Annotated in this window: 13 protein-coding genes; 3 read left to right on the top strand and 10 right to left on the bottom strand. The window is 68.0% G+C overall.

Annotation, left to right across the window (positions count from 1 at the left end; genetic code table 11):
* Nucleotides 1-24: 24 nt before the first annotated feature.
* From ACNQVK_RS24350 to ACNQVK_RS24385, 8 genes are all read right to left on the bottom strand, one after another.
* Nucleotides 25-1,263, bottom strand: a complete 1,239-nt coding sequence (locus ACNQVK_RS24350; RefSeq protein ID WP_418031566.1) for a MinD/ParA family ATP-binding protein — start codon at nucleotides 1,261-1,263, stop codon at nucleotides 25-27.
* 196 nt (nucleotides 1,264-1,459) lie between these two features.
* Nucleotides 1,460-2,383 carry an alpha/beta hydrolase gene (locus ACNQVK_RS24355; protein ID WP_418031567.1) on the bottom strand — a complete coding sequence of 308 codons (924 nt, stop codon included), beginning with the start codon at nucleotides 2,381-2,383 and terminating at the stop codon, nucleotides 1,460-1,462.
* A gap of 3 nt (nucleotides 2,384-2,386) precedes the next feature.
* Nucleotides 2,387-3,919, bottom strand: a complete 1,533-nt coding sequence (locus ACNQVK_RS24360; RefSeq protein WP_418031568.1) for a flavin-containing monooxygenase — start codon at nucleotides 3,917-3,919, stop codon at nucleotides 2,387-2,389.
* Entirely contained in the window at nucleotides 3,901-4,632 is a 732-nt protein-coding gene (locus ACNQVK_RS24365) for an SDR family NAD(P)-dependent oxidoreductase (RefSeq protein WP_418031569.1), read from the bottom strand. The genes ACNQVK_RS24360 and ACNQVK_RS24365 overlap by 19 nt, the downstream gene beginning before the upstream one ends.
* Nucleotides 4,633-4,643: 11 nt before the next feature.
* On the bottom strand, nucleotides 4,644-5,456 hold the full coding sequence (locus ACNQVK_RS24370) for an HpcH/HpaI aldolase family protein (RefSeq protein ID WP_418031570.1): 813 nt from the start codon (nucleotides 5,454-5,456) through the stop codon (nucleotides 4,644-4,646).
* Nucleotides 5,453-6,421, bottom strand: a complete 969-nt coding sequence (locus ACNQVK_RS24375; protein ID WP_418031571.1) for a zinc-binding dehydrogenase — start codon at nucleotides 6,419-6,421, stop codon at nucleotides 5,453-5,455. Before ACNQVK_RS24375 ends, ACNQVK_RS24370 begins: the two co-directional genes overlap by 4 nt.
* Nucleotide 6,422: 1 nt before the next feature.
* Entirely contained in the window at nucleotides 6,423-7,649 is a 1,227-nt protein-coding gene (locus ACNQVK_RS24380) for a cytochrome P450 (protein WP_418031572.1), read from the bottom strand.
* A 7-nt stretch (nucleotides 7,650-7,656) separates the two neighbouring features.
* Nucleotides 7,657-8,361 carry an NIPSNAP family protein gene (locus ACNQVK_RS24385; RefSeq protein ID WP_276129641.1) on the bottom strand — a complete coding sequence of 235 codons (705 nt, stop codon included), beginning with the start codon at nucleotides 8,359-8,361 and terminating at the stop codon, nucleotides 7,657-7,659.
* Nucleotides 8,362-8,436: 75 nt separating this feature from the next.
* On the opposite strand from ACNQVK_RS24385, the gene ACNQVK_RS24390 reads away from it, so the two are divergent.
* A complete protein-coding gene (locus tag ACNQVK_RS24390) occupies nucleotides 8,437-9,306 on the top strand; it encodes an SMP-30/gluconolactonase/LRE family protein (RefSeq protein ID WP_418031573.1) in 870 nt (289 codons plus the stop codon).
* Nucleotides 9,307-9,318: 12 nt separating this feature from the next.
* Nucleotides 9,319-10,146, top strand: a complete 828-nt coding sequence (locus tag ACNQVK_RS24395) for a thioesterase family protein (RefSeq protein WP_418031574.1) — start codon at nucleotides 9,319-9,321, stop codon at nucleotides 10,144-10,146.
* Here ACNQVK_RS24395 and ACNQVK_RS24400 read toward each other — a convergent pair.
* Both ACNQVK_RS24400 and ACNQVK_RS24405 read right to left on the bottom strand, forming a co-directional pair.
* The gene (locus ACNQVK_RS24400) at nucleotides 10,143-11,315 is read right to left on the bottom strand and encodes an alpha-hydroxy acid oxidase (protein WP_418031575.1); all 1,173 of its coding nucleotides are present in this window, start codon (nucleotides 11,313-11,315) and stop codon (nucleotides 10,143-10,145) included. The two genes, ACNQVK_RS24395 and ACNQVK_RS24400, sit on opposite strands and share 4 nt — an antisense overlap.
* Nucleotides 11,312-12,220, bottom strand: coding sequence for a cyclase family protein (locus tag ACNQVK_RS24405; protein WP_418031576.1), 909 nt, complete (start codon nucleotides 12,218-12,220; stop codon nucleotides 11,312-11,314). Before ACNQVK_RS24405 ends, ACNQVK_RS24400 begins: the two co-directional genes overlap by 4 nt.
* Nucleotides 12,221-12,249: 29 nt before the next feature.
* Between ACNQVK_RS24405 and ACNQVK_RS24410 the strand changes: the two genes are divergently transcribed.
* Nucleotides 12,250-13,479, top strand: coding sequence for a cytochrome P450 (locus tag ACNQVK_RS24410; RefSeq protein ID WP_418031577.1), 1,230 nt, complete (start codon nucleotides 12,250-12,252; stop codon nucleotides 13,477-13,479).

A 13,479-nucleotide genomic window follows, 5' to 3' on the forward strand; every position in this document is an offset into this window, starting at 1 on the left:
AAGCCAGCGCGGCTGAGCCGCGAATCAAACCAGCGCGGCGCCGCCCTCGAAATCGTCGGACAGCGCCGCCGCCAACTCCAGCGTGCGGCGCCGGAACGCCGGTCGCAACAGATCGAAATGGATCTCGGTGCCCGCGGCGATGTGCTTGTCCCACGGCAACACGAACACCCGGCCCGGGGCCACATGCTTCTGGAACTGGTGCACCAGGTCGCCGGTGTTCACATTGGGTTTGCGCGGGCCGACGTGGTTGACCACGACGCAGGAGCGGTTCAGCAGATCCTGGTAGCCGTTGTGCCGCAGCCAGTCCATGGTCACCGCGGCCTGCCGGGCACCGTCGATCGAGGCACTCGCCACGATCACCGCACCGGAAACCGTCGCCAGCACGCCGCGGCCCGCGGAGGCGAACATGTCCGCCGCGCAATCGGCCAGGACCAGGTTGTAGTGCTTGGAGACCGTGGCGGTCGCGGCATTCCAGTCGGCATCGTTGAAGGCTCGGCTGGCACCGCTGTACTCATCGCTCGACAGCACCTCGAGCTTGGACTCGTTCATGCTGGTGAAGGCCCGGACATCGTTGTACCGCGACAGGTCCTTGGCGGCCAGGAGGTCGCTCACCGTCGCCGCGGACTGCCGTCCCACCCGGTCGGCCAGATTGCCGCCGGCCGGGTCGGCGTCGACGGCGAGGATCCGGTCGCCGCGCACCGCGCTCAGCACCGATCCGAGCGCCACCGTGACGGCGGTCTTGCCGACGCCGCCCTTCAGGCCGAACACCCCGATCTGGTGGGACTCGCGGGCCGTGCGGCGCACCCGGGCATACAGGTCCAGTTCGTAGAGTTCGTCGCGGGACAACCCGAGGTTGAGGCGGGTGGTGACGTAGACCGCCCGCCGCCAGCCGCGTCGTGGCTGCATCTTGACCGAGGAACGCACGCCGACGCGGGAGAGGTTGTCGATGGCGCGCGGTTCGCCGGGGGCGGCCGCCGGGATCGGTTGTTCCAGGATCCAGCTGCCCGCCGAGGACGACCCGCTGATCGGGCGGCCCGGGACCACGGGGAGCTTGGTGGTGATCTCCGCTTCCCGGGGAGCGGCGAAATTCGAGGTCAGAACGATCGGTGGCGTCGATACCCTGGCGTCGCCGTGCCGGGACCGCCCGGTCGGCAGCGCCGCGACGGGGCCGCCCAAGAGGGCGTCAAGCCCGCCGTACGCCAGCGGGTCCCTGGCGTGTTTGGCATCTCCGGAGTACATAAGCCGGTCGTCGTCGGCCGACATAAATACCTCTCAATCGCTCACTCGCTCCCGACGCGACCAGGTTGCCCTCGGGTGCGCCGCCGCACCGCCGAGGCCATCGTCGCACCGGCCGTACCGATTGTCCGCGCGAGTTCCACTTGCAACAGACCTGCATTATTGCCCACAACGTCGATCACAACCACCGCCGAGCGACCGCCCGGATGCCCCAGCTACCAGCTCAACCATGCAGTGCACGGCGCAGCGCGGCGCCCTGAAGCGCGAAAAGTTGTTGGCTGACCTCACACTCCGGAAGCAGCGAATCGAAGCCGTGGCACGTCCCGGGAAAGAGATGCAGTTCCGTGGCAACGCCCTCGGCCAACAGCCGACGCGCATAGTCGAGCGCTTCGTCGCGCAGCGGATCGAGCTCCGAGCAGGTGATCAGGGCCGGCGCCACACCGGCCAGCGAGACGGCCCGGGCGGGCACAGCCGACTCCGGCACGTCCCGGCCGCCCACATAGTGCCGCCACATCGCGACGGTCGCCGGACCGTCGAAGCCCGGGGTGTCGGCGAACTCCTCCTTCGACCGGGTGGGCCGGTCGTCGAGCACCGGCTGGTGCAGCGCCTGGAACACGATGGGGGGCGCGGAGCCGGCCGCGGCATGCTGCGCCAGCAGCGCGGCCAGCGAGCCGCCCGCGCTGTTGCCGGCCACCGCGATGCGGCCCGCGTCGATGTCGAGCTCGCCGGCCAGCGTGGCCGCCCAGTTGAGCACCACCATCGCGTCATCGAAGGCGGCCGGGTAGGGATTCTCGGGCGCGAGCCGGTAGTCCATCGCGATCACCGTGCACCGCGCCCGCCGGGCCAACTCCACACACTGGATCTGGTCGGTGTCGAGGTTGCCCAGCACGAAGGCACCGGAATGGCAGTACACCACCGCGGGCGACGGCGAGGGTCCACCGCGGTAGATCCGCACCGGGATGGTGCGTCGCCCGAGCGCGACGCGGGCGCCGACGATCTCCACGCCGGGCGTGTCCAGGACCTGCGCAGCGTCCCGGCGCCGCTGATCCAGTGAGGTCCGCACGACGCCCAACTGCTCCGTGGACAGGTCGGTGCGCGCCTCGGCAAATCCGTGCAACGCGGGGTCGAGGCGCTCCAGCCAGGGCATGGCTCAGCCGTCCGTCCGATCGGCGGCCACGGAGACCGGGGCCGGGTAGTTGGTGGGCGGTTCGAAAGTGTAGTCGGCGGACCGGAACCGGCGGGTCATCGACCAGAATGCGCGGGCACTGCGTGGCCATTGGGTGACCACCCGGCCGCTGGGTGCCCGGAAATAGCTGCTGCACCGGGTCAGCCACACTGTGCCCTGCATCCACCGGTCGATGTCGGCGAGGAACGCGGCCATGGCGCTGGGACGCACCGCCAGATAGGACTTGCGTTTGCGCCGAAGGTGTTTCAGTGCCCGAACCACGTATCGGGCCTGCGCCTCCAGGATGAAGATGACGCTGTTGGAGCCGACATTGGTGTTGGGTCCGTAGAGCATGAAGAAGTTGGGGAAGCCGGGCACCGCCATCCCCAGGTAGGCGAATGCCCCGTCATTCCAGGTGTCGTGCAGCGACACCCCGTTTTCGCCGGTCACCTCGATCTGCCCGAGATAGTCGGCGGCCGCATACCCGGTGGCGCACACCACCACGTCGACGTCGAGTTCTCGACCGTCCTCGGTGACCAGGGACCGGGCCCGCAACGCGCGGGCCGGGCTGGACACCACCTCGACGTTGGGCCGGGTCAGGGTGGCGATGAAATCCGGCGAGAACACCAGCCGCTTGCAACCCAGCGGATGGTCCGGGGTGAGCCGTGCCCGCAGTTCCTCGTCGGCCACGGTTGATTCGAGGAGGTTGAGCGCGAGCGCCTTGAACTCCTGGGTCTTGTCGCTGCCGTTCTCGATGACGGCGATGTTGGACTCGCTGCGCAGCCAGAGCCGGGTCCGGTAGATCTTCTTCGCGAACGGCACGTGGGCGAACAGCCAGCGTTCCCGCTCGGTGTACGGCCGGTCGGGTTTCGGCAGCACCCAGGTCGCCGAGCGCTGGACCGAATACACCTTCTCTGCGACCTTCGCCATCTCCGGAACCACCTGGGAGGCAGTCGATCCGGTACCGAGTACGGCCACCCGGGCCCCATCGAGGGCGACGCCGTGGTCCCACTCGGCGGTGTGCATGAGGGTGCCGGTGAACGGCTCCTCCTGTACCAGATCCGGCTGCAGCGGTTGGGTGAACAGGCCGATCGCCGAGACCACGATGTCGAAGCGGTGCTGCACACCGGACCCGGTGGTCAACACCCAGTTGTTGGCTCCGGAATTCCACTGCGCCGCAACGATCTCTGTGTTCAGCCGCAGATGCGAACCCAGCCGGTAGCGCTCGGCGCACTGCTCGAAGTACTCCAGGATCTCCGGTTGCCCGGCCCACAGCCGGCTCCAGCCGGCGTTGAGATCGAAGGAGTAGGAGTACAGGTGGGACTTCACGTCGCAGGCCAGGCCCGGATAGGTGTTGATCCGCCACGTTCCACCGACCCCGTCTTCGCGGTCGAAGATGGTGAAATCGTCGAAACCCGCCTTTTTCAGGAAGATTCCGAGCGCCAGCCCACCCGGGCCGGCACCGATGATCCCCACTGAGGGTGAGCTGGACATGCGCACTATCCGATCTGCAGACATTGGCCGCCGTCGACGAGGAGTTCCGAGCCGGTGATGAAGGTCGCTTGGCCCGACAGCAGAAACGCCACGGCGTCGGCGATTTCGTTCGGCTTGCCCAACCGGCCCAGGGTGGCCCGGTCGGCCAGGCGCGCCTGGGTCGACTCATCGAGCATCGGTGTCTCGACGGGGCCCGGGAACACGGCGTTGACCCGGATACCGTCGCGGCCCAGTTCGGCGGCCGCCAGTTGGGTGAGCCCGCGCAGTGCCCACTTCGACGACCCGTAGGCCGCATGGTTCGGAAACGGCCGGACGGCGCCGGTGCTACAGGTGTTCACCACGGCAGCACCTTCGGCCTGCCGGAGCGACTCGAGAGCCGCCTGCAATCCGAGGAACGGCCCCAGGCAGTTGACGCGCCAGGAACCTTCGAATCCAGCCGCCGTTTCCTCGGCGATCGGGGCCCGATGCAGCACACCGGCGTTGTTGACCAGCGCGTTGAGGCCACCGAACCGCTCGACGGTGGCCCGGACCGCGGCCTGCCACTGCTCGGCCGAGGTCACGTCCAGCTGGACGGCCAGCACCCGGTCACCGAATTCGGCTGTGCTGGCAGTCAGTTCGTCGATCAGCAGATCAGCTGCTGTCACCCGGTAGCCGTCGGCCACCAGTCGGCGCACGATGGCCGCGCCCTGGCCGCGTGCGGCGCCGGTCACCAGCACGACCCGGTCGCCGCTCGGCACTGCTCCTGCGTTCAGTTGTAGCCTCCTCGTTCGGTGCCGGTCTCAGCCTGCCCGGATGCGGGCGGACCGCCGGCCCTTCCTGTTGCCTCATCGAGGTGCTCGGCGGCACCACGGCGCAGCGCCTGAGATTCCGAGGCCAGGGTGATCATCTGGAAACCCAAGTCGGCCATGGACTTTCCGAGCCTTCCTGCCCCGGCATGGATTCCGGAGACCAGCCCGGCGGCACGGGCAGCAGTCTGAACCGCGACCATCGCCGCCCGCACCTCGGGGTGCGTCCAGGCATCGGAGAGTTGGTATCCCATCGAGATGGCCAGGTCCGCCGGGCCGACGTAAATCCCGGTGAGGCCGGGTACCGCACAGATCTCCTCGGCAGCGGCCAGACCCCGCGCGGTCTCGATCATCGCGAACACACTCGCCCGGGCCTCCAGCTCGGCGGTGTCGTGTCCGAGGCTCGCCCGTAGCGGCCCGAAGCTGCGCACCCCGGCCGGGGCGTAACGGGTGGCCGCGACCGCAGCAGCGGCCTGTTCGGCGGATTCCACCATGGCGACGATCACCGCGTCGGCGCCCGCGTCGAGCACCCGGCCGATCGGCGCGGGGTCGGCCGAGGGCAGCCGCACCGCGGTGGCGATCGGCACATGCTCGAGCCGTCGCAGCAGCAGCGCCACATCCGCATCATCGAGATAGCCATGCTGGACGTCGAATCCGACGTAGTGGTAACCCGCCGCCGCGAACTCCTCGGGGCCGAGGATCGTCGGCCCGACCACCCAGCCGCCCCAGACCTGGGCGTTGGCGGCCAACGCGTCCTGCAGTCTGCTCGGGCTCACCGGGTGATCGCGATCTTGACGCGCTCTGGCACCGGACGGCAGGCCAGTTCGAACGCCGCCTGCACATCGTCCGAGCCGAACGTGTGAGTCACGTACCTGGGTAACAGGTCGGGATGCTCCCGGGCGAACTCGTCGGCCCGGCGCAACACGCGCTGACGGTCCAGTGTGACACCGGATTTGAGGGTCAGGTTGTTCCGCAACATGGTGCGCATGCTGATCGGATAGCTGTCGTCGTCGGGCACCCCGAAGTAGAACACCGTGCCCCCGAACGCGGAGGCTTCCAACGCGTGGTTGAGCGTGGCGACCTGGTGTCCGACGGCTTCGATGACGACATCAGGTTTGCCGGCCGGTCCCAGGTGCCGGACCCAACGGTCGCTCGTGGCCCGGACCACGTCGTCGACCCCGAAGTGCGCGCTCACCGAAGAACGGTCCACCGGGTCCACTCCGGTGACCCGCGCGGCACCGAAAGCCTTTGCCACATAGGAGAACAGCAAGCCGATCGAGCCCTGTCCGATTACGGCGACGTGGCGGCCTCGCAGATCCGGCAGTTGCTCGACGGCGTACAGGACGCATGCCAGTGGCTGCAGGCCGACGGCCAGTTCCGGGGTCAGTGCCGGGTCGTAGGAGACGAGCCCGGCTCCGTCGGCGATCACGCGGCCCATCAGGCCATCGAAGCCCGACGCCCAACCCACCACGCGCTCCCCCGGTCGGTGATCGGGATGTCGGCTGGCCAGTACCTCTCCGACGATCTCGTGGATCGGGAAGCCGGTCATCTCCGCCGCACAGCATCCGGTGTCCCCCGGCAGCTTGCCTTGGGTGCCACGGAATCCGGGCAGGTCGCTGCCGCAGATCCCGGCGGCCAGGAAATCCAGCAGTACCTGGCCGTCGGTCAACGATTCCGGCGATGGTTCTGAAATATCTGTCCGCTCAAACACATACGGAGCGACGAGCCGATACGACCACACGTCACACCTCCACAGGGATGTTGTTCCAGCCCCACTGGAAACTCGACGGCGGCCGGGATGCCGCGGCCTCGTCGATGTGATAGTCGGGCACGCGTTTGAGGAACTCCTGGAGCATGATCGTGATCTCGAGCCGGGCCACGTGTACACCGAGGCAGAAATGCTGCCCGTGGCCGAACGACAACAGCCGGTCGATGGGCCGGTTCCACACGAAATCGTCCGGATTGTCGTATTCCCGTTCGTCGCGGGCCGCCGAGGCCAAGAGCGTGATGACACGTTGGCCGGGATTGATGGTGGTGCCGTGAACCGTGTAGGGCCGCCGCACCGTTCGGGCGAACCACTGCGCCGGGGCGCTGTGCCGGATGATCTCCTCACGGGCGACCGGCACATTGCCGTCGAGATCGGAACGCACTGCGGCCAACTGGTCGGGGTGCCGAAGCAGCTGCCACAGCCCGGTCGCGGTGATCTTCGGGACCGTCTCGGTACCACCGATGAACACGCCGAGCATCTGCACCGCGGCTTCCATGTCCCCGAAGGCCGACCCGTCGGGCAGCCGGAAGTCGATCAGGGCATCGGCGATCGGCACGCTGCCGTCATGGCCTGCCGCACGCCGCCGCTCGATGATCGGGGTGAGATAGGACAGGTAGCCGGCGGCGTTGCCGACCTCGACCCCCTCCCCAGGTTGCGCGAGGCTGCCCGCGTTGACCGTGGCCAGCACCTCAGGCGCGAGATCAGCAGGTAATCCGACGAATTCGCAGACCATCGCGGCGGCGACGATGCCACCGTAGTCCTGCGTCAGGTCGAACGTGCCGCGGGGCAGCAGTTCATCCAGACGCTCGTTGGCCAACGTCCGGATCCTCTCGGCCAGTTTGGCCGCCGATCGCGGCCGGAACTGCGCCGACGTACACCTCCGCACGTTCTCGTAGAGCGGAGAATCGAAATTGGCATGGAAGGGCATGGGATGCTGCGGCGGATCGGGCACCGGGCCGTCGTTGCGATGTGCCAGCACGTTCGCGGCCGGCAGGGTCCCCTCGGAGGCGACGAAGGTGCCGTCGTTGACGCCGAGCATGTTCCAGATGTCGTCGAATCGGGACAGCGCGTAGGTGTCCCATTTGTCGATGTAGTAGACCGGGTGCTCGTCACGCAGGATCCGGTAGTACGGCAGCGGGTCGGCCATCACGTTCGGATCGAATGGGTCGTAGGTGAACTCCTGCAGCACAGGCTGATTCATGTCAGGCCTACTTCAGCGGTGAGGGCGGCAGGGCCGAGAGGATGGAATCCTCCCAGCCGTCGCGAAGCGCGGGGGCCACGCTCATCCAGGTGACGATCTCCGCGGGCGGGCTGCCCTTCCACGACGGGTAGTGGTTCTCGAAGCAGTCCCAGTCGTCGTCGAGCGCCCAGTAGTGGATCACCTCGTTGAACCGGAAGGTGGTGATGAACGAGCCCAGCCAGCGCTTCCCGGTGCTCTCCGACCACGGCACATACAGCCGCTCGAGTTCCCGGATGTAGTCGTCCTGGCGCCCGGGCTTGGTCTCCATGATCTCCTGAATCACCAGGCCCGCACCGAAGTTCGCCTCTTGGAGCTGCGCGAGGGTCCTGTTGTACTTGCCGGCGTACATGATCCGGCCTTCACCGCGGGCGCCGAGCTCGGACAAGTATGCCGCCCACTGGAGTGCGGGCTTCTCATGACTGCCGCCGACCGACTGCGCCTTGCCGATACGGGCGTAGTCGGCGAAGGCGTCGATCTCCCAGATGATCGTCACCTGCGGCCAGTGCCCGTTGTAGGGCGTGGTTTCCCAGATCGCGAACAGCCGGGCGCCGAGGTCCTCCATCATCGGCCGGTAGACCTCACCGAAGGTCTCCGTGAACTGGTCGGTCCGACCTGATCCCAGGTCGATGGTCTCGTGCAAATACAGCAGCGTGTGGCCGTAGAACTTCTTCATCACACCGCTCCGATAGTTGACAGTGGCACCATGCGAGCGTGACACTTGAGCCGTGTTTTGTAAAGGCGCGAGGACATGACTGCGGGAACCGAACAAACCGGGACAACCGAACTGGCGCACGGTTTCTGTTTCGGCGAGGGGCCGCGCTGGTTCGAGGGCATGCTGTGGTTTTCCGACATGCTGGGCGAAGCCGTGCACACGGTCACGCTGTCGGGCTCCATGACCACCCTGCCCGTACCCGGACATTCGCCGTCCGGGCTGGGTTTCCGGCCCGACGGCACCCTGCTGATCGTGTCCACCGAGCGCCGCCAGGTGCTGCGTTACGACGGCGACACCGTCGAACTGCTGGCCGATCTCAGCGACCTGGTCCCCGCAGCCCTAGGTGACATGGTGGTCGACGAGCACGGCCGGGCCTATGTCGGATCCCAGGCCCGCACCGACGGGGTAATCGTGCGTATCGACCCCGACGATCAGGTGACGGTTGTCGCCGAACAGCTGGACTTCCCCAACGGCATGGTGATCACCCCGGATGGCACCACCCTGATCGTCGCGGAGTCCACCGCGCGACGACTGAGCTCCTTCGCCATCGATGCCGACGGCGGCCTCGCCGACCGGCGGGTGTTCGCCGAGGGTCTCGATGGCCCGCCGGACGGCCTCGCGATCGACGTCGAGGGCGGGGTGTGGGCGGCATTGACCCTGGCACAGGAGTTCCAGCGGTTCGCGGCCGACGGACAGGGCGAGGCCACGGTCACGCACCGGGTCGACACCGACGGCCGCACCGCGATCGCGTGTGCCCTGGGCGGCGCCGAGGGGCGCACCCTGTTTCTGGTCACCACCACCGACGCCTATCCGGAACGCCTGATCGGCACCAAACTGTCGCGGGTCGACGCGCTGATGGTCGAAACCCCCGCACCGGGCGATCACGACTCACATCACCACCACTGACGACAGGTAGATATGTCTGACTCTTACTACGAGCTGATCGATGAGAACGATCCGATCGGCGAGAAGTTTCGCGCCACCGACATGGCGCGCGGCACCTGGTCGGCGGCCATCCAGCACGGTGCGCCGGTGTCAGCGTTGCTGGTGCGTGCGCTGGAGCGCTGTGAGTACCGCGCCGACACCCGGTTGAGCCGGGTAGCCATCGATCTGATGGGCGGGGTGCCTTCGGAAGGCGACCTGTGGGTGCGCGCACAGCTGGAACGACCGGGCAAGCAGATCGAACTGGTCAGCGCCGAGATGCTGGCGCCCGGCCCCGACGGTGCTCCCCGGGTGGTGGCGCGGGCCGGCGGTTGGCGGATGTTGCAACTGGACACCGCCGCCATCGCGCACGCCTCTGCCGAACCGCTGCCGCCGCTGGAGCAGGCCCGTAGCCACGACATGGCCAAGAACTGGGAGCCCAACTACGTGCACAGCGTGGATTGGCGCTGGCTGACCGTGCCGCAGGCGCCCGGCCCGGGTGAATCCTGGCTCAAGCCGACCGTCGACCTGCTCAAGGGCGAGTCGATGACGCCGCTCCAGCGCCTGTTCGCCGTCGCTGACGACGCCAACGGCATCGGCTCCAAGATCGACATCCGCAAGTGGACGTTCCTCAACACGGACCTGGTGGTGCACATCCACCGTGTGCCCGACGGCGAGTGGATCGGCATCCGCGCCGACACCAACTACGGTCCCGACGGCATCGGCGCCACGGTGGGGACGCTGTTCGACCAGACCGGCGCGGTGGGCGCGATCCAGCAGTCGGTGCTGGTGCGGCCCCGCCCACCCAAGCCGCCCCGCGGCTAGCGGGCGACCAGCGAGTCCCGGTTCAGGTCAGCCACACTCGCCACACCCATCAACGTCAGCGTCGAGCGCATCTCGGCGGCCAGGATGTCGAGCACCGCGCCGACCCCAGCGCCGCCGGCCACGGCCAGCCCGTAGATGTAGGGCCGACCGATCATCACGGCATCGGCTCCGAGGGCCAGAGCCGTCACGATGTCACTACCGGATCGCACACCGCTGTCCAGCAGCACCGTGGCGCGTCCGCCGACGGCGTCGGCGATGTCAGGTAACGCGTCGACCGAGGCGATCACGCCATTGAGCTGGCGCCCACCGTGATTGGACACCACCACCCCGGTGGCACCGACGTCGTCGACCGCACGCACCGCGTCGTCTGGCTCCAACACGCCCTTGACCACGAACGGCCCGTCCCAGCGCTCGCGGAGCGTTGCCACGTCACGCCAACTCAGGTCGGGCCGGATCCGGCGGTTCTGGATGCTCACGGATTCCACCGCACCCTTGGCGCCCGCGGTGTGGGTGAGGCTGCGCATCGTCATCCGCTGGTGCCGCAGCAGTCCGTACCACCAGCGCGGCCGGATCGCGGCGTCGGCGATGCGGCGCGGGGTGAGGATCGGCGGGTGCCCCATGCCGGTGCGCCGCTCCCCGGTGCGGTTGCCCTGCACCGGAACGTCGACGGTCACCACCAGGGTGCGATAACCGGCGTCACGGGCCCGGCTGAGCATGGAATCCGAGAACGGGCCATCGCCCCAGGGATACAGCTGGAACCAGTGGTCGGCCGAGGTGCCTGCGGCCACCTCCTCGATGGAGTACGACGACGCCGTCGACAGTGTCAATCGGGTGCCTGCCCGTTCGGCGGCCTGCGCGGCGGCCAGCTCACCCGACCAGTGCGCCAGCCCGGTGAGCCCGGTGGGAGCCAGCAGCACCGGCAGTTCGAGTCGCTGCCCGTCGATCGTCACCCCCAGCTCAACACCAGGATGCCCGGCCAGGACCCGTTGGCGCAGTGACCAATTCGCGAAGGCCCCGCGATTGGCGCGCAATGTGCGCTCGTCCTCGGCCCCGCCGTCGAGATAGGCCCAGACCATCGCGGGCAGAGCCCGGCGCGCCGCGCGCCGGTAGTCCTCGACGCTGACCAACGGGGCGGGGGTACGCAGCCGGTACTGGAAGGCCGGGCTCATTTGATCGCGATGGGCGTGACCGGCGAACCCACGGCATTGCTGATGTGCAGCGGCGGCGCCACGAACAGGAAACTCCACACCCCGTCGCCGGCACAGTCGGCGCTCAGCGCGTCGAGGTCGAGGATCTCGGCCAGCGGCATGCCCATGTCGCGGATCAGGATGCAGTGCAGCGGCAGCGTCTCCCCCGTCTCGCTGGGGATCACCTCGATGGCCCAGTTGTCACTGCCCACCGCCGCGACACCGCGGTCGCGCAACCAGCGTGCGCAGTCGATGCCCAGGCCCGGTTCGGTGGACATCCAGTCGTCGCGGCCGTGGGCCAGCAGTCTGCCCCGCCAGCCGGTCCGCACCAGCAGGAAGTCGGCCTCTCCGACGGTCACACCCTGTGCCTGTTCGGCGGCCTCGAGGTCGGCCGGGGTGATCGCGGTACCGCCTTCGAGCCAGTCCACGCCGTGCAACCGGGCGATGTCGAGCAGTACACCGCGCCCGGCGATCCGGTCGGTGAAGGCGTCGACAGCCAGCTGACGGGCTCCGGCACGGGTGCGGACCTGGTCTGTGGGGTAGCCGTTGTACAGCTTGTCGTCGTAGGCGACGTGCGACAACGCGTCCCATTGGGTGCCGGACTGCAACGGCATGATGATCCAGTCGTCGGCGACCTGCAGCCCGTGCGGTTCCCAGTCGTCGGGTTGCATCGACATCAGGTGGACCGGGTTGAGCCGGCCGCCGATGCCGCTCTGCGGGCCGTCCTTGCCCACCGGGATGCTCAGCTGAAACACCTTGCCCGAACGGACTTCACCCGCTGCGGCCTGCACGTGGCGCGGCTCGACGAGGTTGAGGGTGCCGATCTGGTCGTCGGGCCCCCACCGACCCCAGTTGGACAGTTCACGGCCCAGATCCTTGAAACTCACGCTTTACAGAATTGCATAAAATTGTCAACATGGCAGCTATGGTCGCCGCCCATTTTCCGCTGCTGTCGTTCGACACCACCGACCCGGCGTTCGTCGCCGCCCCGTGGGCGCGCTACCGCGAGATCCGGGAGCTGGGCGGAGTGGTCTTCAACGAGCGGATCAACCGGTGGATGGTCGGCGAGTTCGACCTGGTCAAGCAGATCCTCAGTGCACCTTCACGGTTCGGCTCCGAACGTGGACAGGTGGAGCACGCAGCGGTGTTCGGCGGACCCACGATGGAGTTCTACGACGGCCCACACCACGACCAGATCAGGTCGATCTGGTCCGGCGATTTCCGGCCGAGGACCCTGGCGCAGCTGCGCCCGGTGATCACCGACATCGTGCGCGCCAGGCTGGAGCCGGTGGCAGCCAGACTCCGCGACGGGGAAACCGTCGAGGTGGTCTCGGAGCTCACCCGTGGCATCCCGACCGAGGTGATCGCGCACTTGCTCGGCGTGGAACCGGAGATGGTCGGCCAGTTCACCGCGTGGAGCGACGCGATGGGCGCTTCCGCCGAGGGGTACAGCATGCCCGACGGGCACGGTGCCGAGTTGATCGCCGCCGGTAAACACGCTACGGCCCAACTGAATTCCTACATCCGCGAGCAACTACCCCGCCGGGGCCGCCCCGCCGACGGCAGTTGGGATCTGATCGGCACGATGGTCGGCCACGACTATGCGTGCGAGCACATGACCGAACAGGAGATCGTCGCCAGCAATACCCAATTGGTGTTCGCCGGCAACGAGACCACCGCCAAGCTGCTCGCCCAGATCGTGGCCACCCTGGCCGTCCATCCGGACCAGCGCCGAATCCTGCAGTCGGATCGCGCCTTGGCCCTCGATGCGGCGGAAGAGGTGCACCGTCTGGAAACGGTGTCGCACTCCATCTTCCGCGATGTGGTCGGTGACGGCGTGGCTGTCGGTGACGTCGCCGTCGCCGATGGCGAACGGATCACCCTGCTGCTGGGCGCGGCCAACCGCGATCCGCGACGCTGGGAGCGCCCCGACGAGTTCGACATCACCCGGCGCAAGCTGTCCCACCTGGGATTCGCCTTCGGCCTACACAGTTGCCTCGGCATGAACCTCGCCCGCCTGGAGGCCCAGATCTTCGTCGAGGAGCTGATCGACACCGTGGACGATTGGCAGCTGGCCGGTCCCCTGGACTACGGCACCAACTACACGGTGCGCGGGCCGGGCCGGGTGCTGATCGCAGCCGCCTGA

The organism is Mycobacterium sp. 134, assembly GCF_048282715.1.
GTDB lineage: Bacteria > Actinomycetota > Actinomycetes > Mycobacteriales > Mycobacteriaceae > Mycobacterium > Mycobacterium septicum.

Bases quoted from the DNA above. Each gene is read 5' to 3' on its own strand.
- ACNQVK_RS24360 (WP_418031568.1), bottom strand. From the start codon at position 3,919: ATGTCTGCAGATCGGATAGTGCGCATGTCCAGCTCACCCTCAGTGGGG.
- ACNQVK_RS24350 (WP_418031566.1), bottom strand. From the start codon at position 1,263: ATGTCGGCCGACGACGACCGGCTTATGTACTCCGGAGATGCCAAACAC.
- ACNQVK_RS24400 (WP_418031575.1), bottom strand. From the start codon at position 11,315: ATGAGCCCGGCCTTCCAGTACCGGCTGCGTACCCCCGCCCCGTTGGTC.
- ACNQVK_RS24390 (WP_418031573.1), top strand. From the start codon at position 8,437: ATGACTGCGGGAACCGAACAAACCGGGACAACCGAACTGGCGCACGGT.
- ACNQVK_RS24395 (WP_418031574.1), top strand. From the start codon at position 9,319: ATGTCTGACTCTTACTACGAGCTGATCGATGAGAACGATCCGATCGGC.
- ACNQVK_RS24410 (WP_418031577.1), top strand. From the start codon at position 12,250: ATGGCAGCTATGGTCGCCGCCCATTTTCCGCTGCTGTCGTTCGACACC.
- ACNQVK_RS24380 (WP_418031572.1), bottom strand. From the start codon at position 7,649: ATGAATCAGCCTGTGCTGCAGGAGTTCACCTACGACCCATTCGATCCG.
- ACNQVK_RS24385 (WP_276129641.1), bottom strand. From the start codon at position 8,361: ATGAAGAAGTTCTACGGCCACACGCTGCTGTATTTGCACGAGACCATC.
- ACNQVK_RS24355 (WP_418031567.1), bottom strand. From the start codon at position 2,383: ATGCCCTGGCTGGAGCGCCTCGACCCCGCGTTGCACGGATTTGCCGAG.